The sequence below is a fragment of the Streptomyces sp. MMS24-W38 genome (assembly GCF_059889265.1).
Map to the genome: position 1 here is coordinate 780490 of NZ_JCBCPP010000001.1, position 25948 is coordinate 806437.

The window sequence follows — 25948 nt, forward strand, 5'->3', positions numbered from 1 at the left end:
CCCGGGAGTAACCGGAGGTACGTCCGGCCCATCCGTCCGCAGGCTGTTCCCCGACTGTTCTGCACCCGCAATCCCCGCTGATCCGACCGCTCTAGGACGACGATGTCTCCACGGACAGGCGCCCGGCGCCGTCTCGGCTCCATACGTCTCTCGCTGGTCCTCCTGGCTCTGGTGCCCAGCGTCACCCTCGCCGCCATGTGGGGCGTGACGACGATCCGGATGTTCTCGGAGGGGCTTCAGCTCCGTGCACAGACGGAGTTGAGCCGGTCGACCGGCGCGATGGGCACCGAGGCGACCCTCGCGTTGCAGCAGGAGCGGAGACTGTCCGCGGCCTGGCTGGTCTCGCCCGAGACGTCCCGGGCCGCCCTCGAGGCGCAGCGCGAGAAGACGGACGTGGCGGTGGCGAAGCTGGTCGGGCAGGCCGACGCGATCGCCGAGGCGCCGGCCCGCGTGTCGGAGCGGCTGTACTCGGTGCTCGGTTCGGTGGGCAGCCTCGAGTACTACCGGGGCCAGGTGGACAAACCGAGCGACATCACCGCCGAGCAGGCGCTCGACCAGTACACCTCGATCATCGACGACCAGATCCACGCCTTCCAGGAGCTGTCGCAGGTCGACGACGGCGACCTGACCTCGCAGGCCGGGCCGTTGGTCTCGCTGGAGCACGCGGCGGAGCTGGTGTCCAAGGAGGACGCGCGGCTCACCCTGGCCTGGCCGTCCGGGGAGCTCGACGAGCCGTCCTGGTCCGCCTTCGCGGGGTCGGTCGCCACCCGCCGCTGGCTGATCGGGGACCAGATCGTGCCGTCCCTGCGCGGTGGCACCAAGACGCAGACCGAGCGGATCCTGCACAGCCCGGAGTGGCGCACCCTGCAGGAGATCGAGGACGAGGTGCTCGCCGTCCACCCCACCGCGGAGGGCACGGCCGAGCTGCCGGACGCGCAGAAGCGGTGGGACGCGGCCCTGACCGAGGTCACACCGCAGTACGCCGCTCTGATCCGGCAGCAGACCGACGCGCTGCTCACCCGCAGCGCCGACGAGGCCCGCGGCCTGCTGCTGACCGCGGCGGCGCTCAGCGCCGGCGGACTGCTCGCCCTGCTGCTGTGCGTCGGCGTGTCGTGGCGGATCACCCGCTCGCTGTCCCGCCGGCTGCACGGCCTGCGGATGGCCACCCTCAGCCTCGCCGAGGAGCGGCTGCCCGACGTGGTGGCCCGGCTGGAACGGGGCGAGAAGGTCGACGCCGAGTCGGCGACCACTCCGCTGGACTACGGCCACGACGAACTCGGCCAGGTCGCCCAGGCGTTCAACACCGCGCAGCGCACCGCGGTGCACACGGCGGTCGAACTCGCCGACACCAGGCGTGGGTTCCAGAAGATCATCCTGGGCATCGCACGGCAGAGCCAGAACCTCGTCAACCTCCAGCTCAGCAAGCTCGATGCGCTGGAACGCCGGCACACCGACCCCGAGGTCCTCAAGGGGCTGTACGAACTGGACTCCACGGCAAGCCAGTTGCGCCGGTACGAGGAGAACCTGGTCATCATCAGCGGTGAGCGGCCCGGCCGTTCGTGGAGCGAACCGGTCGCACTGATCGACATCCTGCGCAGCGCCGTCGGTGAAGTCGCCGAGTACCAGCGGGTGGAGGTGCACACCGACGAGGAGGTGGCGCTGGCTCCGCCCGCGGTGGCCGACGTCATCCACCTGCTGGCCGAGCTGATCGACAACGCGACGGTGTACTCGCCCGCGCCGAGCCCCGTCGGGGTGCGTGCCGCGTTGGTGGCCAAGGGCCTCGCCGTCGAGGTCGAGGACCGGGGACTCGGCATGTCCGAGGACGACTACGCCTCGATGAACGCCCAGTTGGCCAAGCCCCCGCAGTTCGACGTGGTGGCCCTCGCCGACGACCTGCGGCTCGGCATGTTCGTGATCTCCCAGCTGGCCCACCGGCACGGCATCGCCGTCACCCTGCGTCCGTCGCCGTACGGCGGGACGACGGCGATCGTGCTGCTCCCGCACGAGATCGTGGTGTGCGACGCACCGCACGAGGCCGAGGCCGCCCCCGCCGTCGGGGCGAACGGACACCGCACGGCGACCGACCCGGACCGGGCGGCCACCACCGGCACCACGGACACGGCGGACACGGCGGACACGGCGGACGCCAAGGACGCCGAGGAGCCCGAGACCGCTGCGGACGCCCGGCCCCCCGCGGTCGACGCGACCGCGGGTACGGCTCCGCCCCGGCCCGGAGCCGCCGTACGGACCGCTCCCCGCCCGGCCACGGCCGCGCCCGGACTCACCCCGCTCCCCCGCCGGGTGCCGCAGACCAGCCTGGCCGCCGAACTGCGGGAGGAGGTGGCGGTGTCCGTCCCCGAGCACGACTTCGAGGACTTCACGGCGGAAGACGCGGCCTCCTCCCTGGCCGGCTTCCAGCGCGGCACGTCCCAGGCACGTGCGGAAGGCGACGACGCCCGTACCGGCGACGATGCCGTGCCACCGGCCGCCACCACCGACACGACGGCCTCCTCCGGGGTCCCCGCCGGCTCCCGAGAGCTCCCGAACCCCCCGAATCCGCTCTCCGACCGCTGAACGCCGACGAAGGAACACAGAAATGACACGCCCCGTACCCGCCACTCACACCCAGCTCGATCAGCTGCTCACCGGACTCGTGGAGCGGGTCGCCGAGGTGAACCAGGCCGTGGTGCTGTCCGAGGACGGTCTGGTGGTCAGCAAGTCCACCGGGTTCCTGCGCGACGACGCGGAGCGTCTGGCGGCCACCGCGTCCGGACTGATGAGCCTCAGCAAGGGCGTCAGCATGGACTTCCGCGGCGGCCCGGTGCGCCAGGCGCTCATCGAGATGGCCAACAGCTACCTGATCCTCACCTCGGCCGGGCCGGGCGCCCATCTCGTGGTGCTGACCGGACCGGGCGCGGACGTCGGCGTGGTCGCCTACCAGATGAACATGCTGGTGAAGAAGATCGGCGAGCATCTCAGCGCGGCGCCCCGGGGCACGGCAGACCCCGCCGTCGACTCCGGCGCGTGAGGTGGGCGGAGGCGATGTCGCGGGCCGGCTCGTCCGACCGTTCACCCTGACCGGTGGCCGGACGCGGCCCAGCCGCGCCGACTTCACGCTCATCACGACGGTGACAGCGGTCGATCCGCAGCCCGAGGCGGCCGCCCGGCCGCAGCCCGAGCACACCCGCATCCTGCGGCTGTGCTCGGAGCCCATCGCGGTGGCGGAACTCGCAGCCCGCCTCGACCTCCCGATGAGCGTGGTCGTCATCATGCTCTGCGACCTGCTGGAGGCGGGCCGGATCACGGTCCGCCCGCCGCACCACGTCACCCGCACCACCCCGGACCTGGATCTGCTGCAGAAAGTGAGGGACGGACTTGGCCGGCTCTGACACCACCGCTCAGGAACCCACCGCGCGTTCGGCACCCGACACGGTCAAGATCCTGATCGCCGGGGGCTTCGGCGTCGGCAAGACCACCATGGTCGGCTCGGTCAGCGAGATCGCCCCGCTGCGCACCGAGGAGCCGCTGACCATGGCGGGCCTGGGCATCGACGACCTCGAGGGCATCGAGGAGAAACGTGACACCACGGTGGCGATGGACTTCGGCCGGATCACCGTCTCCGACGACCTGGTGCTGTACCTCTTCGGTACGCCGGGCCAGCAGCGGTTCTGGTTCATGTGGAACGACCTGGCCCTCGGCGCGCTCGGCGCGGTGGTCCTGGTCGATGTGCGCAGGCCCAAGTCCAGTTTCGCCGCGATCGACTTCTTCGAGCGCCGGGGCATCCCGTTCGTCGTCGCCGTGAACGGCTTCCACGGGGAGCATCCCTACCCGGTCGAGGACATCCGGGAGTCGTTGGCCCTGCCGGAGGGCGTGCCGGTGCTGCTCTGCGACGCGCGGGAACGCGAGTCGTCCAGGGACGTACTGATCGCCCTGCTCGACCGGCTGATCGCGGAGGCCTCTTAGGGCCTGTCCGGCGGACCATGCCCCGGACGCGGGGGCCGGCACGCCCTCCCCAAGCCCTTCGAGCAGATGGGGACGCACCAGACCCCGCTCATCCGCGCTGACAAGGCACCGTCGATTCCCTGCGGCATGGTCCGCCGGACAGGCCCTGGGCACGGTGAACGGCGCAGGGGGTGCGGCCCGTTCACCGCACCCCGCGCGGGATCAGTCCAGTCCGGCCGACTTCAGCCAGGCCTTCGCCACGTCCAGCGGGTCCTTCTTCTCCAACTGGACCTGGGCGTCGAGGTCGAGCAGGGTCTCGGTGTCCAGCTCGGCGGAGACCGCGTTGAGCGCGTCGACGCCCTCCTGGGAGAGGGCGTCCTTGTGGACCAGCGGGGTCACGTTGGCGAAACCGAAGAGGTTCTCCGGGTCCTTCAGGACGACGAACTTCTCCTTGACGATGGTCGGGTCCGTGGTGAAGACGTCCGCGGCCTGGACCTCGTTCCCGGTGAGCGCCGCCTGGGTGAGCGGGCCGCCCGCGTCGAGCGCCTTGAAGGACTTGAACTTCAGGCCGTAGACGGACTCCAGGCCCTTCAGGCCCTGTTGCCGGGTCTGGAATTCGGGCGAGCCGCCGATCACCATCTCCGGTGCGGCGTCCTTGAGGTCGGCGAGGGTGGACGACGCCGTGAGACCGTACTTCTTCGCCGTCCGGGCGTTGACGCTGACCGAGTCCTTGTTCTCGGCCGGCGACGGGTCCAGCAGCGTCAGCTTCTTGTCGAGCTTGCCCTTGACGGCGGCGTTGACCGCGTCGGTCGACTCCTGTTCGGCCTCGGGGTCGAGGTAGGCGAGCAGGGAGCCGTTGTACTCGGGCAGGACGGTGACGGAACCGTTCTTCATCAGGCCGTAGGTCGTCTCCCGGCTGCCGATGTTGTGCTTGTAGGTGACCTTGAGGCCCTTGGCCCTCAGCGCCTCGCCGTAGATGTCGGCGAGCAGGGTGCTCTCGGCGAAGTTGTTGGAGCCGACGACGACGGTGCCGGCCTCCGCCTTCTCCTCCTCGAGGGGGTTGTCGGAGGTGTCGCCGGACGAACAGCCCGCGAGCAGCGCCGTCGTGGCGCTGAGCGCGACGAGCGCCGCGACGGTGTGCCTCGTCCTGGACCTGCTGCTCTTCGCGGTAGGAGTCATCCACTGATCCAATCCAGCCGGTTGACGGCCGTCAAGCGCGGCCGGATCACGGTTGTCACTCGGCCGCCCGTGCGTGCGGGGCCGGTTCAGCGCCGTCGTACGCCCGGTGACACCACCAGCCGTCCCGCCGCCCAGAACAGCGCGAGCGTGACGAGGGCCAGGACCGCCACCAGGGTGGCCCCGCCGACCACCTTCTCGTAGTCGCGCTGGTAGAGCCCGTCGATGATGTATCGGCCGAGGCCGCCCAGGCTGACGTACGCGGCGATGGTGGCCGTCGACACGATCTGGATGGCCGCCGAGCGCAGCCCGCTCAGGATCAGCGGCAGCGCCACCGGCACCTCGACCCGGAACAGGATGTGCGACTCGCGCATGCCCATGCCGCGGGCGGCGTCCACCGGGGAGGGGTCCACCGTGCGGACGGCCTCGTAGGTGGTCACCAGGATCGGCGGAACGGCCAGCACGACCAGCGGGATCATGACGGGCAGCAGGCCGAAGCCGATCAGCAGCACCACCAGCACCAGCAGGCCGAAACTGGGCAGGGCGCGGGCGGCGTTGGCGATGAAGGCGAGTGCGTTCCCGCCGCGGCCGGTGTGCCCGGTCAGCAGGCCGACGGGCAGTCCGATCGCGGCGGCGATCACGAGGGCCAGCAGCGAGTACCGGACATGTTCGAGGAAGCGCTGCGGGATGCCGTCGTAGCCGTGCCAGTGGGCACTGTCGCCGAAGAAGGCGTTCATGAAGTCGAGGATGTTCACCGGGCCGCGCCCCCGGCTTCGTACGGCTCGGGGCGTGCGGCGGGTCTCGGCCGTGTGCCGCGTGGCGTCCACGGCGTGAGCAGCACCCTGAGCAGGACCAGCAGCGCGTCGCACAGGATCGCCAGCACGGCCGTCGTGACCACGGAGTTCACCGCGAGTTCGGGCCGGTCGTACTTCTGCGCGGCCGCGAGCAGGTTGCCGAGGGCCCCCTGATTGCCGATCAGGGCGCCGACGCTGACCAGGGAGATGCTGGACGCGGTGGCCACTCGCAGGCCGGCGATGATGGCGGGGGCGGCGATCGGCAACTGCACCTGGGTGTACCGGCGTACGGGGCCGAAGCCCATGGCGGTGGCCGCGGCCAGCGTCTCCGGCGGCACCGAGCGCACCCCGTCGACGATCGCCGGGACCAGCACCACCAGGCTGTACAGGGCCAGCGGGATCATCACGGTGAGTTCGGTCTGGCCGGTGTAGTCGATGAGGACGACGAAGAACGCCAGCGACGGGACGGCGTACAGCACGGTCGTCATGCCCAGGACCGGCGGGTACAGCCAGCGGAAGCGTCCGCACAGCTGGGCGATGGGCAGCGCGAGCAGCAGCCCGGCCGCGACCGGGATCAGCGCCTCCCTCAGGTGCAGTCCGATCAGGCCTGCCCAGCTGTGCTGGAGGTCGCTGGGGATGTCGAAGAAGCCGCTCATCCGGCGACCTTCTCGTCGCCGGTGCGGCCGTCTCGGTGGGCGGTGCGGATGGCGTCGCCGATGGTCTGCTGGGAGACGACGCCCCGCACCCGGCCGGCGTCGTCCACGGCGACGGCCCAGCCGGTGGGGGAGAGCACCGCGCAGTCGAGCGCGACCCGCAGCGAGTCCACGCCGGGCACGAACGGCCGCCCGTACGGCAGCAGCCGGTCCGGTCTGATGTCCCCGGCGGTCAGCCGGCGGGGCTCGGACCAGCCGAGCGGGCGCCCCTCGTCGTCGGTCACCAGGAGGTGGGGGGCGTTCGACGCGCCGATCCGCTCGGCGGTGGCGTCCGGCGGGATCACCGTGTCGGTGGCCAGTTCCAGCGCGGCGGTGGTGAGGAAGGAGAGCCGCCGGATGCCCCGGTCGGCGCCGAGGAAGTCCTCGACGAACGCGTCCGCGGGGTCGGACAGCAGCTCGGCGGGCGGCGCGTACTGGGCGAGCCGGCCGCCTTCGCGCAGTACGGCGACCATGGTGCCGAGTTTGACCGCCTCGTCGATGTCATGCGTGACGAAGACGATGGTCTTGCCCAGCTCTTCCTGAATCCTGAGGAGTTCGTCCTGCAGCCCCTTGCGGACCACCGGGTCGACGGCCGAGAACGGTTCGTCCATCAGCAGCACCGGCGGGTCCGCGGCGAGCGCGCGTGCCACTCCGACGCGCTGCTGCTGGCCGCCGGAGAGCTGGTACGGGTACCGCTTGGCCAGGGCGGTGTCCAGGCCCACCCGCTCCATCAGCTCCGCCGCCCGCTCCCGGGCCCGCTGCTTGCCCCAGCCGAGCATGCGCGGCACGGTGGCGATGTTGTCGACGATCGTGCGGTGCTGGAAGAGTCCGGCGTTCTGGATGACGTACCCCATGGACCTGCGCAGGGCGGTGACCGGTTGCCGCTGGATGTCCGCACCGTCGAGCAGGATCGTTCCCTCGGTGGGTTCGACCATGCGGTTGATCATGCGCAGGGTGGTCGTCTTGCCACAGCCCGACGGTCCGACCAGGACGGTGATCGAGCGGTCGGGGATCTCCAGGGAGAGCCGGTCGACCGCCACCGTGCCGTCCGGGTAGCGCTTCGTCACTGAGTCGATCCGTATCAAGACGCCGAACACCCTTCGGGTGGCTGGAAGTTTCCGGCCGAGCCGGCCGCGCGGTCTGCCGCCGGTCGAGTGTAGACGGCACCTCCGACAGCGCCCGAGGGAACACCCCCTCCCCGCTACGCGGCCACCTGCCCCGCCCCGACCTCGGGAAACCACCCAGGAGGGGGAGGGCCGCCGGGAATCCCGACGGCCCTCCCCCTCACCACGGCTCGGCGCGCGTCCGCGCGGATCAGTCCTCGGTGAGCTGCAGCTTCAGCGAGATGCTGTTGATGCAGTACCGCTGGTCCGTGGGAGTCGGGTACCCCTCGCCCTCGAAGACGTGCCCGAGGTGCGAGCCGCAGCGGGAGCAGCGCACCTCGGTGCGCACCATGCCGTGCGACCGGTCCTCGACCAGTTCGACCGCCTCGGAGTCCCGCGGGTCGTAGAAGGAGGGCCAGCCGCAGTGCGACTCGAACTTGGTCTTCGAGGTGAACAGTTCGGCGCCGCAGGCGCGGCACGAGTAGACGCCCTCGGTCTTCGTGTCGGTGTACTCACCGGTGAACGCGGGCTCCGTGGCCGCCTGGCGCAGCACGGCGTACTCGGACGGCGTCAGCTCCGCGCGCCACTGCTCGTCCGGCTTCTCCACGTCGTACGACATGAGCCTTCAGCCCCTTTGCTTCTGCTGCGTGCTTCTTGCGCGTCTCACTTCGAGAGACGCTCGAGGATCAGCGGGCCGAGGTCGGTGACGTCGCCCGCTCCCATGGTGAGAACCAGATCGCCGGGCTTCGCCATTCCCGCCACCGCGTCCGGGATCTCCGCCTTGTCGTGCACCGGCGTCACGTCCGCACCGGCCGCCCGCGCCGCCTCGATGATCAGTTCGCTGGTGACGCCCGGGATCGGGTCCTCACGGGCCGGGTAGATGTCCAGCACGAGCGAGGAGTCGGCCAGGGTCAGGGCCTGGCCCATCTCCTTGCCCAGCTCCCGGGTGCGGGAGAACAGGTGCGGCTGGAAGACGACCAGAATGCGGGCGTCGCCCGCGGCGGCGCGCATCGCCTCCAGGTCGGCGGTCATCTCGGTCGGGTGGTGCGCGTAGGAGTCGATGACCTGGACACCCGCCGCCTCGCCCTTGAGCTGCAGGCGCCGCTTCACCCCGGTGTACGCGGCCAGCGCCGGAGCCAGTTCGGTGGCCGGGATGCCGAGCGCGACGCCGGCGGCGAGCGCGGCCACCGCGTTGTGCGCGTAGTGGCGGCCCGGGACGGACACCGTGAAGGTGAGCGGGGCGCCCTCGAACTCGACGGTCACCTCGCTCCTCAGCCCCTGCGGGACGACCGAGGTCACCCGCACGTCGGCGTCGGGCGCCTCCCCGTACGTCACCGTCCGGACGGAGCCGGCTGAACCTTCCGTACTCGCCGGACCGGCCGAGGTGCGCAGGCGCCGGGTCAGTTCCCGCGCGCCCTCGTGGTCCGACGAGATCACCAGCGTGCCGCCGGGCACGATCCGGCCGACGAACGTCTCGAAGGACTCGTGGATCTCCTCCATGGACGCGTAATTGGCGTGGTGGTCCAGTTCCACGTTGAGGATGATCGCGACCTCGGGGGCGTACTTGTGGAAGCTGCGGTCCGATTCGTCCGCCTCGGCGACGAAGATCTCGCCCTCGCCGTGCAGCGCGTTGGAGCCGGGCACGTCCAGGTCGCCGCCGATCGCGTACGACGGGCGGCGGCCCAGCTCGGTCAGGGAGACGGCCAGCATCGAGGTGGTCGTGGTCTTGCCGTGGGTGCCGGCCACCGCGATCGGGCGCAGGCCGTCCATGAGGGCGGCCAGGGCGTCGGAGCGGTGGACCACGGGAACGCCCAGTTCGGCCGCGCGGACGAGTTCCGGGTTGTCCTCACGGATCGCCGACGACACGACCACGCAGCTCGCGTCGTCGGCCAGGTGCCCGGCGGCGTGCCCGATGTGGACCGTGGCGCCCAGCGCGCGCAGCGCCCCGGCGGTGGCCGACTCCTTGGCGTCGCTGCCGGCCACCTTGGCGCCGCGCTGCGCGAGGATCTTCGCGATGCCCGACATCCCGGCGCCGCCGATGCCGATGAAGTGCGGTCGGTCCATGGCGGTAGGAAGGCCGGGTGCCATGCGTGTTTCTCCCCAGTGGTGACGAGTGTTCTCGCGCCCTCGTCGCAAGGGCGCCGCCTTAGAGCCCCGAACACGATGGGCGCCCGGCCCGCGACGCCTGGCACGCACGCTCGCCGCGTTGCCGGAAGGTCCTGGTAGCTCCCTACGAGGGCCTTCCGGCGCCTTGCGATCGCACGCACCGGACGCCGTGAGCCGATCGGACTCCCATTGTGTTCGGGGCCCTTAGCCTATGCCTTGCTGTGCGAGAACAGTTTCAGCACCGGCACGCCCACCTTGTGCCGGGCCCGGGAGGCCCAGTCCCGGTGGAAGAACTCCTCCACGTAGTGCGGGTCGGTGAGCACGATCACCTCGTCCGCCCCGGCCTCCTGGACCATCGTTCTCAGCGCGTCCAGGGGGTGGTTCTCGATCAGCCAGCCGTCGGCCTCGTGACCGGCGGCGCGCAGGGCCTGCAGGGACACCTCCAGTGCCCGCTCCCCCGTCGTCCTGGCATCCTCGCCCTCGGGCGTCTCCGCCTCCCGGACGGCGTCGTCGAGCTCGCCGAGGGCCACGTCGTCGATGGCCCTCAGCAGCCGGTCCGCCTGTTCGCCGCGCGGCTGGAGCAGCACCCGGAAGGCGACCTCCTCGTCACCGTGCAGGGTGGTGACGAACTCCACGTCGGCGGACGTCAGGGCCTTCTCGATCATCAGTACGCTTGTGAACACCAGGCGCCCCTTCTCCTCGGAGGGCCGTGGGCCCTCTCCCCGTGGGCCGAGCCAGGCCCTGCGGAATCCGTCCTGCCCGTGCCCGCACGGGCACCACCGGGTTCAGTGTGCCCGCCGCGTCACCAAGCGGAACGGAACATTCCGCCGATTACCGGACCAGCGGTAACCATTGAACTCGCATCCGGGTGCTCCTGGACGATCCCGGACACCGCCGGAGGGTTCGGATCCGCCCGTCCGGTCAGGAACGCGCGTACCGCGTGAAAAGAAAACCGTCCTCCTCCAACATCGATTTCAGCGTGAAACGACTCGGAAGTGTCACAGACGGTCCACCGGCGATGCGCTGAGCGTCACCCGCGACGAGCATCGGGGCGACGGTCAGACAGAGCTCGTCCAGCACCCCGGCCGCCACCAGCTGCCCCAGCAGCCGCGGCCCGCCCTCGGTCAGCAGTCGGGTGTGCCCCAGTTCCGCGAGGGCCCGCACCGCGCGGGCCGGATCCACACCGGTGCCGTCCCCCGCGATCACCACACGGGTCCCGGCGGCCGCCTCGGCGGCGGCGATCCGGTCGGGGGACGCGGCGGCACCGGTCAGGATCAGGGTGTCCACCAGCGGGGTGGTGAACAGCGGCAGGGAGAGGTCCAGGTCCAGGCCGGCGGAGACCACGGCGATCGCCGGCGCGGGGCCCTGCCCGGCCGCCTCGCGCGCCGCCGCGAACTCCGCACGCGCGCGGGCCGGACGGTAGCCCTCCAGCCGAACCGTTTCCGCGCCGACGAGCACGACGTCCGCGAGGGCCCGCAGCGTGCCGAAGACACGCATGTCGGCCGGGCTGGAGATGGGCTGCGAGCGGCCCTCGTGCTGGGCGGCTCCGTCGAGCGTGGACACCATGTTGGCCCGCAGCCACGGCTGCCGGTCCGCACCGGGCCCCGGCCCCGGATAGGCGTACGCGGCGGCCAGTTCGGCCAGGCTCCACTCCCGGTCCTCTGCGCCCTCCCCCGCGCGGGAGGTACCGGTCGTCTCCCCGGCGGGAGCTGCTGTTTCGTCGATCACAGGGAAGAGGCGTCGCATGCCGTGCAGTGTTCCACGCCCCGTAGTATGAGGAAGCGTGTCGTCATCCTCCCCCGCCCCCCGGCTCACCTCCGCCGCCCGGCTCGCTCCCGCGGCCGACGTGGCCCCGCCGTCCCTGTGCGCCCGTGAGCCGCACGTCCCCGCGGACCGGCTCGTCGCCGAGATGGTGCCTCCGCCCCGGTTCGACGCGGTCCGTTTCGACACTTACATACCCGACCCGAACCAGCCCAGCCAGACCGAGGCCGTACGCGTCCTCGAAGGCTTCGCGGCCGGTCTCGGCGGAGCACCGGGCGGCGGTTCCGGCAGGCGCCGACTGTTCGGCTTCGGGAAACCGGCGAAGCCCGTCCCGGCCGGCCCGCGCGGTGTCTACCTCGACGGCGGCTACGGCGTCGGCAAGACCCACCTGCTGGCCTCCCTGTGGCACGCCACCCCGGCCGAGCCCGCGCTCAAGGCGTTCGGCACCTTCGTGGAGCTGACCAACCTGGTCGGCGCCCTCGGCTTCCAGCAGACGGTACGGACGCTCTCCGGGCACCGGCTGCTGTGCATCGACGAGTTCGAACTGGACGACCCCGGCGACACCGTGCTCGTCTCCACCCTGCTCGGCAAGCTGGTCGAGGCGGGTGTCGCGCTCGCCGCCACCTCCAACACGCTGCCCGGCAAGCTCGGCGAGGGCCGGTTCGCCGCGGCCGACTTCCTGCGCGAGATCCAGGGCCTCTCGGCCCACTTCCGCGCCCTGCGCATCGACGGCGAGGACTACCGCCACCGCGGTCTGCCCCAGGCGCCGCCGCCGTACACCGACGAACTGGTGACCAAGACGGCGTACGCCACCGAGGGCGCCTCGCTGGACGGCTTCGCGGATCTGCTGGAGCACCTCGCGAAGGTGCACCCCAGCCGCTACGGCGCTCTCACCGACGGGCTCACCGCCGTGTGCCTCACCGGTGTGCGGCCGGTACCGGACCAGTCGACGGCCCTGCGGCTGGTCGTCCTCGCCGACCGGCTCTACGACCGCGAGGTACCCGTGCTCGCCTCGGGACTGCCCTTCGACCAGCTGTTCAGCGAGGAGATGCTGAAGGGCGGCTACCGCAAGAAGTACTTCCGGGCGATCTCCCGGCTCACCGCGCTGGCCCGGGACGCCGGCCGGCTCACCGGGACCCCGTAGCCCCGGGCCCCGAGGCCCCCGACCTCGGACCATGGCCGCGGACCGATGCCGGGCATATCGTGGCATAAGTGGGTGTAAGCGCAGGGAGCAGGCCTCTGAACGGGAGGTCGTCATGGTCGGGGAGCTGATCACCGCGGTCGTCGCCACCGGCGCCGCGGGCATCGTCTATCTCACCGCGGCGGCACGGGTCGTCAAGCAGTACGAGCGCGGGGTGGTCTTCCGGCTCGGACGGCTGTACAGCAGGGAGCGCCAGCCCGGGTTCACGATGATCGTCCCCGGGGTGGACCGGCTGCACAAGGTCAATCTGCAGATCGTCACGATGCCGGTGCCCGCGCAGGAGGGCATCACCCGGGACAACGTCACCGTGCGGGTGGACGCGGTCGTCTACTTCAAGGTCGTCAACGCGTCCGCCGCGCTCATCAACGTGGAGGACTACCGGTTCGCGGTCTCCCAGATGGCCCAGACCTCACTGCGCTCGATCATCGGCAAGAGCGACCTCGACGACCTGCTGTCCAACCGGGAGAAGCTCAACGAGGGCCTGGAGCTGATGATCGACAGCCCGGCGGTCGGCTGGGGCGTGCAGATCGACCGGGTCGAGATCAAGGACGTCTCGCTGCCCGAGACGATGAAGCGGTCCATGGCCCGGCAGGCGGAGGCCGACCGCGAGCGGCGCGCCCGGGTCATCAACGCCGACGCCGAACTCCAGGCGTCGAGGAAACTGGCCGAGGCCGCCCAGCAGATGGCGGACACCCCGTCCGCGCTGCAGCTGCGGCTGCTGCAGACGATCGTGGCGGTGTCCGCCGAGAAGAACTCCACCCTGGTACTGCCCTTCCCGGTGGAGCTGCTGCGCTTCCTGGAACGGTCCGCCCAGCAGCCGTCGCCGACGGAGCGCGCCCTCGAGGAACCGGGAAAGCCGCCCGACGAACCGGGGCAGCCGCCCGACCAGTCCCCGAGCCCGTGACACGTGCGCCACGCGTGGTTCCCGTGATTCACGGCAGGTGATAGACACGGCGGGTCACAGTTCCTGTCCGCCAGCAGGAAGGTTCCCCCACCATGACCGCATCAGGGACCACCGGGTCCACGGAGTCCGCCGGGTCCGCCACCGGCTCCTCCCCCACGACACGACGTCAGCTGCTCGCCCGTTCCGGCGCCCTGGGAATCGGCATCGCGTTCTCCGGCTCCCTCTCCGAGCTGTTCACCCCCACTGCCGCCGCCGCGCAGAACCTCGGCCACCACGGCTACGGCCCCCTCGTCCCCGACCCCGACGGGCTGCTCGACCTGCCGGAGGGTTTCCGCTACCGGGTGCTCTCCCGCGAGGGCGACGAACTGCGCTCCGGTGAGGGCCCCGTCCCCTCCAACCATGACGGCATGGCCGCCTTCGCGGGCGGACACGGCCGCGTCCTTCTCGTCCGCAACCACGAGAACCGCGCCAACGGCAGGGTCCCGGTCCCGGCGGTCGACGGGCTGACGTACGACCCGCAGGGCAAGGGCGGCTGTACGTCGCTGACCCTGGACTCCCGCAACCGGGTGCTGTCGGAACGGGTCGCGATCGCCGGTACCGCCGTCAACTGCGCCGGCGGGCCCACGCCTTGGGGCACCTGGCTGACCTGCGAGGAGACCGAGGACAAGGCGGGCACCAACGGCTACACCAAGGATCACGGCTTCGTCTTCGAGGTCGACGGGGCCGACCCGCGCCGCACGGGTGCGGTGCCGCTCACCGCGATGGGCCGCTTCCAGCACGAGGCGGTCGCGATCGACCCGCAGCGGGGCGTCGTCTACGAGACGGAGGATGCGTTCGAGCGGCCCTTCGGGCTCTTCTACCGCTTTCTGCCGGACAAGCCGCTCGGCGGCACCGGTTCGCTGCGCGCGGGCGGCCGGCTCCAGGCGATGCGGGTGCCCGGAGTGCCCGACCTGTCCTCGGTCCGGGAGACGGGCGCGCACTTCGACCGCATCGAGTGGGTGGACGTGCCGGACCCGCAGGCCGCCGGAACCCCCATCCGCTTCCAGGACTTCGGCACCGGCGGCATCACGCACGCGCAGAAGCTGGAGGGCTGCTACTGGGGCGGCCGGTCGGTGTACTTCGTGTCGTCCTTCGCCCGCAGCGCCGAGGGTTCGGCCGGTGACCACTACGGGCAGATCTGGCGCTACGACCCGGACCGGCGACGGCTGACGCTGGTGATCGTCTTCGGGCCGGACACCGACGTACGACTGCCCGGCGAATCACCGGACAACATCTGTCTCGCCCCCGGCGGCGGCCTGATGGTCTGCGAGGACGGCAGCGGCGCGCAGCACGTCTACGGCGTCACCCGGCGCGGCGAGGTGTACGCGATGGCGCGCAACCGCCAGGCGATCACGTCAGCCGCTACCGCGGCGGGGGGCACTCCCGAGAAACCGGAGTGGGGCGAGTTCGCCGGGGTCACCTTCTCCCCCGACGGCCGGACCATGTACGTCAACTGCTACTCCCCCGGCACGACGTTCGCGGTCACCGGCCCCTGGCGGCGGTGACGCACGCGGGGCGGCCGGAGAGAGTCCCGGTCGCCCCCGCGGCCCGTACAGGTCCGTACGCGGGTCAGGCCGCCAGCAGGTCGTCCATCTGGCCGATCGACTGCCGCAGCCCCTCGACCATGCCCATCTCCGCGAGCTGGTCCATCTGCTCCCGGCTGTCGAAGACCGAGCGCAGTTCCATCCGGGTACCGCCCTCGCGCTCGCTGAGCGTCATCCGTACCGCCGTGGTCGGCATCTCGGGGTTCGGCTTGCCGTCCTGGTCGGAGAATCCGTCGGTGAACTCCAGGGCGGTGGGCGGGGTGACCGAGGTGATCCGCCACCAGCCGCCGAACTTCTCACCCTCCGGGCTGGTCATGAAGTACCTGACCTCTCCGCCGAGGGTCAGGTCGTGCTCCTTCACGGTCGCCGGGTAGGTCGGCGGCCCCCACCAGCGTTCCAGCTGCCGCGGGTCCGCCCACAGCTGCCACACCTTCTCGACCGGTGCGGTGAAGTCCGCGATCACGGTGAGGGTCAGGTGATCGAGATCCTTGTCCACGCTCTTGACATCCTCCCCCTCCTGGAGAAGGAGGGGGATTCCTGGCTCAGGCTGCCGCCGGGAGCAGCGCTCCCGGGGGTCTTGTGCCCTCAGCACCAGCCGGGTTGAGACCAGCCCGGACCAGCATCACGCGTGCGGAGTTCTTGTCTCTGGGGGAGACGGCCTGGCAGGCGGTGCAGGTGTAGGTACGTTCCGACAGTGGGAGTGCGTGCTTGGTTCTCGCTCCGCACGACGCACAGTCCATGGTGGTGTGCGCGGGGTGCACCAGGCGGACGTCCCGCCCGTGCTTGCGGCCCATCTCGATCAGGGCCTGTTTGGTGGCGCCGATCGCGGCGTCGGCGGCCTTGCGGGCCATGGTGGTGCGGGCGAGGAACTTCGGCCGGAAGTCCTCGACGGCGATGGCGTCGTGGTCGGTCACGACGCGTTTGGCCCACTTGCGGGCGGTGTCCTGCCGCTGCCGGGCCACCTTCTTGTGCAGCTTCGCGGCCTGCGCCTGCGCCTGCGCCCGCCGGTAACCCTTGGACGCCGCATGCCCGCGGGCGGGCTTGCGGCGGGCCATCATCCGCTGATAGCGGGCGAGGCGCTGCGCGGCCCGCTTGCCGTGTTCGGCGTGCGGCAGGTCGTGCGCGTCGGACGTGGTGGTCGCGGTCTGCCTGACGCCCCAGTCCACGCCGATCACAGCGCCCGTCTCCGGGAGCGGCTGGACTTCGGTGGCGACGACGAACGACGCGTACCAGTGGCCGACGCTGTCCCGGTACACCCGCACCGACGAGGGTGCGCGGGGCAGGTCCCGCGACCACACCACCGTCAGGGCGATCCCGCCTGCCAGGTGCAGACGGCCGTCCTTCAGGCGGAAGCCCCGGGTGGTGTAGTTCAGACTCGGGGCAACCTCGCGCTTCTTCTTGTGACGCGGCATTCCCGCACGTCGCTTCACCGGGAGACGCTTGTCGATGTCCTTCAGCGCCTTGGAACGAGCCCTGGCGAAGTCCCGGACGGTCTGCTGCTGCGGCACGCTCGCGCCGTCGCGGAGCCATGGCGTACGGGCACGGGCCTCGGTCAGCATCTTGTCGAGCTGGGCCGGACCGCACGTCAGCCCATCGTCCGGGTGCGCGCGATTGTGGGCGTGCACCTGCCGGGACTTGGCCACGCATTCGTTCCACACCCAGCGGCAGCGGTCCCACTCGGCGAGCAGGGCGGTACGGGCGGTCGACGACACCCGCAGCCGGTAGGTGTACCGGGCACGCCCCGCTCTGTCGGCCCCGGCTGCGTGCGCCACACCCTCACCCCCGTCCACATTCCGGCCGCGTCGACCCTGCGAGGCGACCATACGCACGAGATCCGCACACCCGCACCCCTCTCCCGCCCCGACCACCCCCACCAGCGAACACCGGCACGCACGTTCGCCCACACCCCCGGCCCCACCCGGCAAGCCACAGCGGCACTCCACGCTCAGAGGGGCAGGACGCCGCGACGCCCCGCGCCGCTGTCACGGAATGCGATTCCTCCCCGGCGTGAACGCCGGGGCCTCCTCGCAAGAGACCAGGTGACGCTGTGCCCGGTGTGTGAGTGGCGGGAGGCCGAGCGGACGTCCTGCTCGGGGTGACGGTGGCCGGTGCCCGGCGGCTTGGCAGACTGTTCCGGTGAACAACGACCGGACGCCTGCCACCGACAGCCCCTTCCGTCATGAGTCCAGTGCCCGCGACGCGGCACCCCAGTTCGTGCTGCCCCTGGTGGCGCGCATCGAGCGGGCCGCGCCCCCGGCCCGTACGGACGCGCTGGAGACGGCGGCCCGCGCGGTGCTGACGATGCTGGCCGACGAGCGGTCGACGGGCGAGGGCGAGTGGGCGCAGGTGATGCGCGACTGGCAGGACGCCCGCATCCGCAAGGTGGTGCGCCGGGCCCGCGGCGCGGAGTGGCGCCGCGCGGAGGCGCTCGACGGCATCACGGTCACCGGCACGTCGGCGGAGGTCCGCGTCTTCCCGCCCGTCCCGCTGGACGGCTGGCCCAAGGACCTGGCCCGCCTCCAGGTCTCCGGCACCGACCTGGAGGACCAGGAGGCCGTGCCCCCGGCGGACCCCACCGCCCCCGTCCTGTGGCTCAACCCCGACCTCGACATGTCGGCCGGCAAGGCCATGGCCCAGGCGGGCCACGCGGCCCAGCTTGCCTGGTGGGAGCTGACCGACGAGGACCGCACCGCCTGGCACGACGCCGGCTTCCCCCTCTCCGTCCGCCCCGCCGCTCCCTCCCACTGGCCGGCCCTGATCACCAGCGGCCTCCCCCTGGTCCGCGACGCGGGCTTCACCGAGATCGCCCCCGGCTCCAGCACCGTGGTGGCGGACCACCCGTCCCTGCGCTGACGTCCCTGCCCGGTGTGGTGCTCCGGCGGCAGGCCGCGGGCCGCTCCTCCGTGCCCTGGGTGGGGGTCACCCGGCGGGAGGGCGCTCCAGCCCTGTCCGGTGACGGGCCGAAGGCTCGTGCCGTCCTGGAGCACCTCGGCCGGCACCGGCTGATCGCCGCCGTCGACCGTCCCGCACCCGGCATCCCCGTGAGCGACCACCGCTGGTAGCCCACGTCCGGCCGGACCTGAAGGACGGGTCCCCACCGCGCGTCCTCACCCCAGGCCCGGCAACTCCTTCCCGAAAGCTCAAATGTTCCTCTGAAGGTGGCCGCGACGCGGTTCGGGCGCGGGCTTCGGGGCCATACCCCTTCATGTCCGACCGGGAGTCTGGCGGGGGCCGACGGGGTGGCCGGTGGAGGAGGGGGACGGCGACATGGTGCGACTGGGGACGGGGATCGGGTGGCGGCCGGAGATAGCGGGCGCCGTGGAGGGGATGGCGGGGATCGACTGGGTCGAGGTGGTGGCCGAGAACGTGTGTCCCGGGCATCTCCCCGAGTCGCTGCTGCGGCTGCGCGAGCGCGGGGTGACCGTCGTTCCGCACGGGGTCGGGCTCGGGCTCGGCGGGGCGGAGCGGCCGGACGCGGGGCGGCTGGCGGCGCTCGCCGAGCGGGCCACCGCCCTGGGGGCGCCGCTGGTCACCGAGCACATCGCGTTCGTCCGGGCGGGTGGGCCGCTCAGCGTCTCCCCTCGGCTCGAGGCGGGGCACCTGCTGCCGGTGCCGCGGACCCGGGACGCGCTCGACGTGCTGTGCGAGAACGTCCGGATCGCCCAGGACGCGCTGCCCGTGCCGCTCGCCGTGGAGAACATCGCGGCGCTGTTCTCGTGGCCCGGCGAGGAGATGACCGAGGGCCAGTTCCTGTACGAGCTGGCCGACCGCACCGGGGTGCGGCTGCTCGTCGACGTGGCCAATCTGCACACCAACCACGTCAACCGCGGCGAGGACCCCGCGCGGGCGCTCGCCGAACTGCCCCTGGAGGCCGTCGCGTACGTCCATGTCGCGGGCGGCGTCGAGCGGGACGGGGTCTGGCACGACAGCCACGCCCACCCCGTGCCCCGGCCGGTCCTCGACATCCTCACCGACCTCGCCTCCCGCGTCTCCCCTCCCGGTGTACTGCTGGAGCGGGACGAGAACTTCCCGGAACCGGCCGAGTTGCGGGACGAGTTGGGCGCCATCCAGGCGGCGGTGGCGAAGGGCGCGGCGGAGGCGGTGGAGGTGCGGGCGACGGCTGCTCCCGCCGCCCGCACCGCCCGCGCCGAGCCGGAGGAGGGCTGTCCCGAACCCGTGCGGCAGCGCCTCGCGCTCGCGCAGACCGCGGTGCTGTCCGCGCTGGTCGCCGGGACGCCCGTGCCCGAGGGGTTCGACCGGGGCCGGATGGCGGTGCAGGCACGGGCGCTGGCCGCGAAACGGGCGGACGTCGTCGCCAAGGTGGCGCCCGAGTTGCCGGTACTGCTCGGCGAGGGGTACCGGTCCGCCTTCCTCGCGTATGCGCAGAGTCGGCCGATGACCGAGGGGTACCGGCGGGACGCGCTGGACTTCGTGGAGCAACTGCTGCTCACCGGGCGGCCGGAGGACGGGCGGATGCGGCGGGAGCTGCGGGAGTGGTGGCTGGAGCGGTCGGGGCCGAAGCCGCGCTCGCACCGGCCGGCGGTACGGCTGGCCCGGGCCACGCGGCGGGTGCTGCTGCGGCGTTGAGCCGCCGTGGCCCCGAAATCCCCCCGGAACCAGGCGGGAAGCCAAGCGGAACATCACATCACCGCAACACTCCGTCCGGATGGTGAAAAGGGCATGGTGTTTCCGCGGCCGTGTCACTTACAAACAGTTCATGTTCTGGGTCCTCCTCCTGCTGTTGGCCTGGGCCGTCGCCGGTGTGGCGTGCGCCCGGCTGTGCCTGGCCGCCGTCCGCGCGGCGGCCGTCGGCACCACCGATGCGGCCACCGACGACGGGCGTGACCTGACGTTGCACGAGGCGGCGTTCCTGTGCGGCGGGCCCCGGCGGGTCGTCGATGTCACCCTGGTCTCCATGGCGCGCCGGCGCAGGCTGCTGCTGGCCCGCACCGGCTGGGCGACCGTGGTCGACCCGCGGGGCCGGGACGAGATGGAGCGGTCGGTGATAGGGGCCATCGGTCCGGAGGGGCAGTCCCTCATCGCGCCCGTACGGGCCGCGGCGGCGACCGCGGACCCCGTGCGCGGTATGGCCGACCGGCTGGTCCGTGCGGGTCTGGCCGTGCCCGACGACGGCACCGGTACGACGATCGTCGACGGGGTGCGCCAGGTGCGGTTCGCCGCGCTGGCCGTGGTCGGGCTGGGGGCCGCCGCCCTGCTGCTGCCGGCCTCGTCGGAGCTGCCGCGCCATCTGGTCGCCCTGTGGTTCGCGCTGCCGCTGATCCTGATCCTGAGCTGCCTGGTCATAGCGCGGATCGAGGTCCACCCGTACGCGCGCCGGGCCTCTCCTGCCGGTCAACGGCTGCTGGGCGCCCTGCTCCGCGGTACCCACGGTGCCGGTGACCGTACGTATCTCACTTCCGTCGCCGTACGCGGCGTCCGCGCGGTCGGTGAACCGGATCTGCGTGCGGCCTTCGCACATCGCGAGCATCCGCACCCGCGGCAGGGCCAGGGCCCCGGGGGCGCACGGGGGCATTGACGCCGACACCGGCGAACGGTGCTTGCCTTCCCCGACCGCCGAACGAAACATCCCTTTTGTCGCCGTCGTGCACCGAAAGGGAATACGCGATGAGAACTGCCGTCGTCCACGCGGCCGCCGGGTCCTTGCTGCTCACCACCCTGGCCGTCGCACCGACCGGCAGCGCCACCGCCGCCCCGGCCGCCGTCGCGGCCCCGGCCGCCCCCGGCGCGGCCGAGCTGCGCGGCACCGCGGTGGCCGCCGCGCGCGCCACGGCCGCGGGCATCGGGTTCGGCGCCTGCCCGAACGTGCAGGACCTGCCCGGCACCATCGAGTGCGGCACGGTCACCGTCCCGCTCGACTACGCCCACCCGCACGGCAGGCAGATCGAACTCGCCGTCAGCCGCGTCCGGGCCACCGGGAAGGACCCGGACAACGACAGGCGCAAGGTGCCCCGGCAGGGCGCCCTGATCCACAACCCGGGCGGGCCGGGCGCCGACGGCACGTACTTCCCGCTCATCGGCCTGCTCCCCGAGTGGAAGCGGATCGCGGGGGCCTACGACCTCGTCGGCTACGCCCCGCGCGGGGTGGGCCGGTCCGCCCCGCTGTCCTGCGAGGACCCGGAGAAGTCCGTCCAGGGCCCCACGCGGGCGCCGGCGCACCCCTCGGAGTCGTACAAGCGCGAGCGCATCGCGCGGGCCGAGGCGTATGCGCGCGGCTGCGCGGAGCGGGCCGGCGGCGCGCTCCGGCACTACCACTCCCTGAACAACGCGCGCGACCTGGACGTGCTGCGCGCCGCGCTGAAGGAGCCTCGGCTGACGTTCATGGGGGCGTCGTACGGGACCTACTTCGGGGCGCTGTACGCCACGATGTTCCCCTCGCACGTCCGGCGGATGGTGTTCGACTCGGCGGTGCACCCGGACCCGGAGCAGATCTGGTACCGCAACAACCTCGACCAGTCGGCGGCGTTCGAGGAGCGCTGGGCGGACTTCCGGAGATGGGCGGCCCGGCACCACGACGTGTACGGGCTCGGCGACACGCCCGCGGAGGTGCACCGCAGTTACGAGGAGGTGAGCGCGCGGCTCGCCCGGGAACCGGCGGGCGGGAAGGTGGGGCCGGGGCAGTTGCAGTCGGCGTTCCTGCAGACCGGGTACTACGACGACCACTGGCCGCATCGCGCGCACGCCCTGTCGGCCTATCTGAAGGGCGATCCGGGGCCGCTGATCGCGCAGGCGGAGCCACAGCCCGAGGCGGCGGTGGAGACGGAGAACTCGCGCGCGGTCTACGTCGCCGTGGAGTGCAACGACGCGCCCTGGCCGGCGGACTGGGCGGTGTGGGACCGGGACAACACCCGGCTCGCCCGCCGGGCACCGTTCGAGACCTGGGCCAATGTGTGGACGAATCTACCGTGCGCCTTCTGGCCGGCGCCCCGGCAGCAGCCGCTGGACGTCCGGGCCGGGGCCGGTGCGCTGCCGCCGACGCTGATCCTGGCGGCCGAGCGGGACGCGGCGACCCCGTACGACGGGGCGCTGGAACTGCACCGGCGGCTCGCGGGTTCGGCGCTGGTGACCGAGCGGGACACCGGCACCCATGGTGTCGCGGGCGGCCCCAACGCCTGCGTGAACGGCCACTTGGAGGCGTACCTGCTGACCGGCCGGGTCCCGGGGCGGCGCGCGTCCTGCGCGCCGCGCCCGGAACCGGAGCCCTGGGCGGAACCGGGCCCGGAGCCGCGTACGGAGACGGAACCGGAGCACCGGCCCGCCGCCTGATCAGGCGAGGCCGGCGACCAGTTCGGCGATGTCCTTGCGGCGGCCCGTGTAGAACGGGATCTCCTCACGGACGTGCATCCGGGCCTCGGAGCCGCGCAGGTGCCGCATGAGGTCGACGATGCGGTACAGCTCGTCGGCCTCGAAGGCGAGGACCCACTCGTAGTCGCCGAGGGAGAACGAGGGGACCGTGTTGGCGCGCACGTCGGGGAAGCCGCGGGCCATCTTGCCGTGGTCGGCGAGCATGCGGCGGCGGTCCTCGTCGGGCAGCAGGTACCAGTCGTACGAGCGCACGAAGGGGTAGACGCTCACGTACGCGCGGGGCTCCTCGTCGGCGAGGAACGCCGGGATGTGCGAGCGGTTGAACTCGGCGGGGCGGTGCAGTGCCATGTTCGACCACACCGGCTCGAGGGCGCGGCCCAGCTCGGTGCGGCGGAACAGGTTGTACGCCTCCTGGAGCTGGTCGCTGCTCTCGGAGTGCCACCAGATCATGAGATCGGCGTCGGCGCGCAGACCGGAGACGTCGTACGTCCCGCGGACGACGACGTCCTTGGCGGCGAGCTGGTCGAACAGCTCCTGGACCTCGTCGGCGTACCCGGCGCGGTCCTCGGGCAGCACGTCCTTCAGCTTGAAGACGGACCAGAGGGTGTAGCGGATGACCTCGTTGAGGTCCTTGGCCAGCTTGCCCTTGTTCGGGATCCGTGCGGGGTCGGGGGTGGTGGTGGCGTCGCTCATGTCCCTCATTCTCCTGCGCCTCCGTGGAGGCTTTGCACCGGGTCGGTGGTGACCTGCCGCACGCCGTGCGGGAGGTCACCGTGGATCTGGTCGACGGCGGCGTACGCGCTCGCGATGCACGCGGGGATGCCGACGCCGTCGTAGGCCGCGCCGCACACGGCCAGCCCCGGGAGGGCGGCGAGGTGCTCGCGGATGCGCGCCACGCGCGCGTGGTGGCCGACGGGGTACTGGGGCAGTCCGTCGTGCCAGCGGGTGACGCGGGTGGCCACGGGGGTGGCGTCCAGGCCGGTGGCGGCCTTCAGGTCGTGCCGGGAGACCTCGACGAGGTCGGCGTCGTCGCGGCGGAGGATCTCCGTCTCGCCGTGCCGGCCGACGGAGGTGCGCAGGACGGTGAGGCCGGGGTCCTCCTCGGCGATCCAGCCCCATTTGTGCGAGGCGAACGTGGACGCCTTGATGGTGCGGCCGTCGACTGGCGGCACCAGGAATCCGCTGCCGGCGGGAAGGCCGGTCTCCGCGCGGCGGTAGGCGAGCGTGATGAGCGCCATGGAGGCGTACTCGACGCCGGTGAGCTCGGCGGAGGCCCCGGGGGCCTCGGCGCGCAGCAGCCGCGCGGCCTCCGGGGCGGGCGCGGCGACGACGACCGCGTCGGCGTGCAGCTCCCGCTCCCCGGCGACCACCCGCCAGCCGCCGGCCGGCTCCCGGCGCAGTTCGGTGACCGGGGTGCCGGTGTGGATCTCCCCGCCGCGTGCCCGCACCGACTCGGCGACGGCGAGCGGGAGGGTGCCCACTCCGCCCTCGATGCCCATGAACACCGGACCGGTCTGCTGCGCGGCGGCCCTGGCCTGGATCTCCCGCACCCCTTCGGTCAGGGAGGTGTGGGCGCGCGCGGCCTCGAACAGCTGGGGGACCGCCGCGCGCATCGAGATGCGGTACGCGTCGCCCGCGTACACCCCGCCCAGCAGGGGCTCGACCAGTCGGTCGACGACCTCGCGGCCCAGCCGGGCCGCCACGTACTCTCCGACGGCGATGTCGTCGCCGACCTCGGTGCGGGGCAGTTCGGCGTCGCGCTCGATCCGGGCGAGGCCCTCGTCGGAGAGCACACCGGCCAGGGCGGAGGCGGTGCCGGGGACGCCCATGACATGGCCCTTGGGCATGGGGCGCAGGGCGCCGCGGGTCCACAGCGAGGCGGACGCCGTGGCCGGGGGCTGGAGCCGGTCGGTGAGACCCACCTCGCGGGCGAGGGCCACCGCCTCCGGGCGGCGGGCCAGCATCGACTCGGCGCCGAGGTCCACGCGCGCGCCCGCGATCTCGCCGGGCAGCAGCTTGCCGCCGACCCGGTCCGAGGCCTCCAGCACGGTCACCCGCGCCCCGCGTCCGAGCAGCCGGTGCGCGGCGGCCAGGCCGGCGATGCCGGCTCCCACGACGACGACCTGCTGTTCCGCGCCCGCACGTGATCCGCTCATGGCTCCACCCTCTCAGACTCGGTCCGCGTTCCCGTCAGGGCCGTCCGGCCCTGACGAGTCCCTACCGTGACCGCTTCGGAACCGTTTCGCGCCAACGTTCGGCCCGCCCCCGGCGTCGAAGGAACGTCAGTGGTCACAACCCCTGGGGGGAACCCGCATGCGCACACGACACCCCGTACGACCCGCACGACCCGTACGAGCCGGCCGGCCGGTCCACGCGATGGCCGGTCTGCTGCTGGCCGCCGCTCTCGTCCTGACCGGATGCGGCGCCTCGGACACCGACTCCGGCGCGGCCTCGGCCGCCGACCAGAAGGCCGCCGCCCCGCAGGCGGACGCCCCGGCGGGCACGGAGGAAGCGGCGGGGGCGGCAGCGAAGGACGGGGCGCCCGGCAGCTCGTCGGCGGCCGGCTCGCGGGCGACCGCCCCGCCCTCGAACAGGAGCGGCACGGCCCACATCATCCGCACCGCCTCGCTGACCGTGCAGGTCGAGGACGCGCCGAAGGCCCTGGACGAGGCCCGCACGGCCACCGAGAACGCGGGCGGCTACGTCGGCGACGAGACCACCCGCCGGACCGAGGAGGGCCACGAACGCACGCGCGTGGTGCTGCGCGTACCCGTGGAGAAGTACGACGCGGTGCTCACGGAGCTCGAGGGCGCCGGCAAGCTCGTCGAACGCCGCGCGAAGGCGGAGGACGTCACCGACCAGGTCGTCGACGTGGAGAGCCGGATCAAGACGCAGCGCGCCAGCGTGGCCCGGATCCGCGAACTGATGGACCGGGCCACCCGGCTCAGCGACGTGGTCACCCTGGAGGGCGAACTCAGCACCCGCCAGGCCGACCTGGAGGCGCTGCTCGCCCGGCAGGAGTCCCTGAAGGACCGCACCAGCCTCGCCACCATCACCCTGACCCTGTCCGAGGCGCCGGTGGAACGGCCCGCGAAGGACGACGACCCCGGGTTCCTGGACGCGCTCGCCGGCGGCTGGGGGGCGTTCGTGACGATGCTGCGCTGGATCGCGGTGGCGCTGGGTGCGGTGCTGCCGTTCGCCGCGGTGGCGGCGCTGCTCGCCCTCCTGTGGCTGAAGGCCGTACGCCCCAGGCTGCCCCGCCGCACGCGGCCCGCGCCGATGTCCGCACCGCTGCCCGCGCCGATGTCCGCGCCCGCGCCGGCTCAGGCACCGGAGGAGACGCCGTAGGGCCGGACCCGAGGT

The 25948-nt window shown here is 72.4% G+C and carries 25 protein-coding genes; 13 read left to right on the top strand and 12 right to left on the bottom strand.

All coding sequences use genetic code 11. The annotated features are described in order from the left end of the window. Positions 1-102: 102 nt before the first annotated feature. The 4 genes from AC6F7H_RS02560 to AC6F7H_RS02575 are packed head-to-tail and all read left to right on the top strand — an operon-like array spanning position 103 to position 3963. A complete protein-coding gene (locus AC6F7H_RS02560; RefSeq protein ID WP_500754921.1) occupies positions 103-2574 on the top strand; it encodes a sensor histidine kinase in 2472 nt (823 codons plus the stop codon). Between the two features lie 22 nt (positions 2575-2596). After that, positions 2597-3028, top strand: a complete 432-nt coding sequence (locus tag AC6F7H_RS02565) for a roadblock/LC7 domain-containing protein (protein WP_109379714.1) — start codon at positions 2597-2599, stop codon at positions 3026-3028. Between the two features lies 1 nt (position 3029). Beyond that, positions 3030-3389, top strand: a complete 360-nt coding sequence (locus tag AC6F7H_RS02570; protein ID WP_500754923.1) for a DUF742 domain-containing protein — start codon at positions 3030-3032, stop codon at positions 3387-3389. Beyond that, positions 3376-3963 (top strand): GTP-binding protein, encoded by a 588-nt coding sequence (locus AC6F7H_RS02575; RefSeq protein WP_500754924.1) that lies wholly within the window; start codon positions 3376-3378, stop codon positions 3961-3963. The genes AC6F7H_RS02570 and AC6F7H_RS02575 overlap by 14 nt, the downstream gene beginning before the upstream one ends. Positions 3964-4164: 201 nt before the next feature. On the opposite strand, the gene AC6F7H_RS02580 is transcribed toward AC6F7H_RS02575, so the two are convergent. The 8 genes from AC6F7H_RS02580 to AC6F7H_RS02615 all read right to left on the bottom strand — a co-directional run bounded on the left by AC6F7H_RS02580 (position 4165) and on the right by AC6F7H_RS02615 (position 11559). Further along, positions 4165-5121, bottom strand: coding sequence for an ABC transporter substrate-binding protein (locus AC6F7H_RS02580; protein WP_500754925.1), 957 nt, complete (start codon positions 5119-5121; stop codon positions 4165-4167). An 86-nt stretch (positions 5122-5207) separates the two neighbouring features. Then, the gene (locus AC6F7H_RS02585) at positions 5208-5873 is read right to left on the bottom strand and encodes an ABC transporter permease (RefSeq protein WP_500754926.1); all 666 of its coding nucleotides are present in this window, start codon (positions 5871-5873) and stop codon (positions 5208-5210) included. Further along, positions 5870-6568 carry an ABC transporter permease gene (locus AC6F7H_RS02590; protein ID WP_500754927.1) on the bottom strand — a complete coding sequence of 233 codons (699 nt, stop codon included), beginning with the start codon at positions 6566-6568 and terminating at the stop codon, positions 5870-5872. The genes AC6F7H_RS02585 and AC6F7H_RS02590 overlap by 4 nt, the downstream gene beginning before the upstream one ends. Further along, on the bottom strand, positions 6565-7689 hold the full coding sequence (locus AC6F7H_RS02595) for an ABC transporter ATP-binding protein (protein ID WP_500754928.1): 1125 nt from the start codon (positions 7687-7689) through the stop codon (positions 6565-6567). The genes AC6F7H_RS02590 and AC6F7H_RS02595 overlap by 4 nt, the downstream gene beginning before the upstream one ends. 229 nt (positions 7690-7918) lie before the next feature. Further along, positions 7919-8326, bottom strand: a complete 408-nt coding sequence (gene msrB / locus AC6F7H_RS02600; protein WP_500754929.1) for a peptide-methionine (R)-S-oxide reductase MsrB — start codon at positions 8324-8326, stop codon at positions 7919-7921. Between the two features lie 44 nt (positions 8327-8370). Further along, positions 8371-9795: a UDP-N-acetylmuramate--L-alanine ligase gene (murC, locus tag AC6F7H_RS02605; protein ID WP_500754930.1), complete on the bottom strand. Its 1425-nt coding sequence runs from the start codon at positions 9793-9795 to the stop codon at positions 8371-8373. 227 nt (positions 9796-10022) lie between these two features. Next, positions 10023-10496: an indole-3-glycerol phosphate synthase gene (locus AC6F7H_RS02610; protein ID WP_500754931.1), complete on the bottom strand. Its 474-nt coding sequence runs from the start codon at positions 10494-10496 to the stop codon at positions 10023-10025. Positions 10497-10734: 238 nt separating this feature from the next. After that, the gene (locus tag AC6F7H_RS02615) at positions 10735-11559 is read right to left on the bottom strand and encodes a pyrimidine reductase family protein (RefSeq protein WP_500754932.1); all 825 of its coding nucleotides are present in this window, start codon (positions 11557-11559) and stop codon (positions 10735-10737) included. Between the two features lie 37 nt (positions 11560-11596). Here AC6F7H_RS02615 and zapE point away from each other — a divergent pair, with 37 nt between their 5' ends. From zapE to AC6F7H_RS02630, 3 genes are all read left to right on the top strand, one after another. Further along, the gene (gene zapE / locus AC6F7H_RS02620; protein WP_500754933.1) at positions 11597-12718 is read left to right on the top strand and encodes a cell division protein ZapE; all 1122 of its coding nucleotides are present in this window, start codon (positions 11597-11599) and stop codon (positions 12716-12718) included. Positions 12719-12830: 112 nt separating this feature from the next. Next, a complete protein-coding gene (locus AC6F7H_RS02625) occupies positions 12831-13679 on the top strand; it encodes a slipin family protein (RefSeq protein WP_500754934.1) in 849 nt (282 codons plus the stop codon). A gap of 92 nt (positions 13680-13771) precedes the next feature. Then, the gene (locus tag AC6F7H_RS02630) at positions 13772-15223 is read left to right on the top strand and encodes a PhoX family protein (protein ID WP_500754935.1); all 1452 of its coding nucleotides are present in this window, start codon (positions 13772-13774) and stop codon (positions 15221-15223) included. A gap of 64 nt (positions 15224-15287) precedes the next feature. Here AC6F7H_RS02630 and AC6F7H_RS02635 read toward each other — a convergent pair whose 3' ends face one another. Continuing rightward, positions 15288-15758 carry an SRPBCC family protein gene (locus AC6F7H_RS02635; RefSeq protein ID WP_500754937.1) on the bottom strand — a complete coding sequence of 157 codons (471 nt, stop codon included), beginning with the start codon at positions 15756-15758 and terminating at the stop codon, positions 15288-15290. 46 nt (positions 15759-15804) lie between these two features. Further along, entirely contained in the window at positions 15805-17034 is a 1230-nt protein-coding gene (locus AC6F7H_RS02640; RefSeq protein WP_500754938.1) for an RNA-guided endonuclease InsQ/TnpB family protein, read from the bottom strand. A gap of 364 nt (positions 17035-17398) precedes the next feature. Here AC6F7H_RS02640 and AC6F7H_RS02645 point away from each other — a divergent pair, with 364 nt between their 5' ends. From AC6F7H_RS02645 to AC6F7H_RS02665, 5 genes are all read left to right on the top strand, one after another. Continuing rightward, on the top strand, positions 17399-18115 hold the full coding sequence (locus AC6F7H_RS02645; RefSeq protein WP_500754939.1) for an aminoacyl-tRNA hydrolase: 717 nt from the start codon (positions 17399-17401) through the stop codon (positions 18113-18115). A 14-nt stretch (positions 18116-18129) separates the two neighbouring features. Further along, entirely contained in the window at positions 18130-18324 is a 195-nt protein-coding gene (locus tag AC6F7H_RS02650) for a hypothetical protein (protein WP_500754940.1), read from the top strand. Positions 18325-18529: 205 nt separating this feature from the next. Beyond that, the gene (locus AC6F7H_RS02655; RefSeq protein WP_500754941.1) at positions 18530-19849 is read left to right on the top strand and encodes an MbnB/TglH/ChrH family RiPP precursor modification enzyme; all 1320 of its coding nucleotides are present in this window, start codon (positions 18530-18532) and stop codon (positions 19847-19849) included. 130 nt (positions 19850-19979) lie between these two features. Then, on the top strand, positions 19980-20798 hold the full coding sequence (locus AC6F7H_RS02660) for a TIGR04222 domain-containing membrane protein (protein ID WP_500754942.1): 819 nt from the start codon (positions 19980-19982) through the stop codon (positions 20796-20798). An 89-nt stretch (positions 20799-20887) separates the two neighbouring features. Continuing rightward, positions 20888-22546 carry an alpha/beta hydrolase gene (locus tag AC6F7H_RS02665; RefSeq protein ID WP_500754943.1) on the top strand — a complete coding sequence of 553 codons (1659 nt, stop codon included), beginning with the start codon at positions 20888-20890 and terminating at the stop codon, positions 22544-22546. On the opposite strand, the gene hemQ is transcribed toward AC6F7H_RS02665, so the two are convergent. Further along, complete coding sequence (gene hemQ / locus AC6F7H_RS02670) at positions 22547-23278, bottom strand: hydrogen peroxide-dependent heme synthase (RefSeq protein ID WP_202282515.1); 732 nt, start codon at positions 23276-23278, stop codon at positions 22547-22549. It lies immediately after the preceding gene. Positions 23279-23283: 5 nt separating this feature from the next. Beyond that, the gene (gene hemG, locus AC6F7H_RS02675) at positions 23284-24741 is read right to left on the bottom strand and encodes a protoporphyrinogen oxidase (RefSeq protein WP_500754945.1); all 1458 of its coding nucleotides are present in this window, start codon (positions 24739-24741) and stop codon (positions 23284-23286) included. Positions 24742-24898: 157 nt separating this feature from the next. Between hemG and AC6F7H_RS02680 the strand changes: the two genes are divergently transcribed. After that, positions 24899-25933, top strand: a complete 1035-nt coding sequence (locus AC6F7H_RS02680; RefSeq protein WP_500754946.1) for a DUF4349 domain-containing protein — start codon at positions 24899-24901, stop codon at positions 25931-25933. Positions 25934-25948: the final 15 nt, after the last annotated feature.

Coding starts and splice junctions, on each gene's coding strand:
- AC6F7H_RS02590 (WP_500754927.1), bottom strand. CDS start 6,568: ATGAGCGGCTTCTTCGACATCCCCAGCGACCTCCAGCACAGCTGGGCA.
- murC (WP_500754930.1), bottom strand. CDS start 9,795: ATGGCACCCGGCCTTCCTACCGCCATGGACCGACCGCACTTCATCGGC.
- AC6F7H_RS02615 (WP_500754932.1), bottom strand. CDS start 11,559: ATGCGACGCCTCTTCCCTGTGATCGACGAAACAGCAGCTCCCGCCGGG.
- AC6F7H_RS02680 (WP_500754946.1), top strand. CDS start 24,899: ATGCGCACACGACACCCCGTACGACCCGCACGACCCGTACGAGCCGGC.
- AC6F7H_RS02630 (WP_500754935.1), top strand. CDS start 13,772: ATGACCGCATCAGGGACCACCGGGTCCACGGAGTCCGCCGGGTCCGCC.
- AC6F7H_RS02565 (WP_109379714.1), top strand. CDS start 2,597: ATGACACGCCCCGTACCCGCCACTCACACCCAGCTCGATCAGCTGCTC.
- hemQ (WP_202282515.1), bottom strand. CDS start 23,278: ATGAGCGACGCCACCACCACCCCCGACCCCGCACGGATCCCGAACAAG.
- AC6F7H_RS02660 (WP_500754942.1), top strand. CDS start 19,980: ATGTTCTGGGTCCTCCTCCTGCTGTTGGCCTGGGCCGTCGCCGGTGTG.
- hemG (WP_500754945.1), bottom strand. CDS start 24,741: ATGAGCGGATCACGTGCGGGCGCGGAACAGCAGGTCGTCGTCGTGGGA.
- AC6F7H_RS02580 (WP_500754925.1), bottom strand. CDS start 5,121: ATGACTCCTACCGCGAAGAGCAGCAGGTCCAGGACGAGGCACACCGTC.
- AC6F7H_RS02655 (WP_500754941.1), top strand. CDS start 18,530: ATGGTGCGACTGGGGACGGGGATCGGGTGGCGGCCGGAGATAGCGGGC.
- msrB (WP_500754929.1), bottom strand. CDS start 8,326: ATGTCGTACGACGTGGAGAAGCCGGACGAGCAGTGGCGCGCGGAGCTG.
- AC6F7H_RS02625 (WP_500754934.1), top strand. CDS start 12,831: ATGGTCGGGGAGCTGATCACCGCGGTCGTCGCCACCGGCGCCGCGGGC.
- AC6F7H_RS02665 (WP_500754943.1), top strand. CDS start 20,888: ATGAGAACTGCCGTCGTCCACGCGGCCGCCGGGTCCTTGCTGCTCACC.
- AC6F7H_RS02560 (WP_500754921.1), top strand. CDS start 103: ATGTCTCCACGGACAGGCGCCCGGCGCCGTCTCGGCTCCATACGTCTC.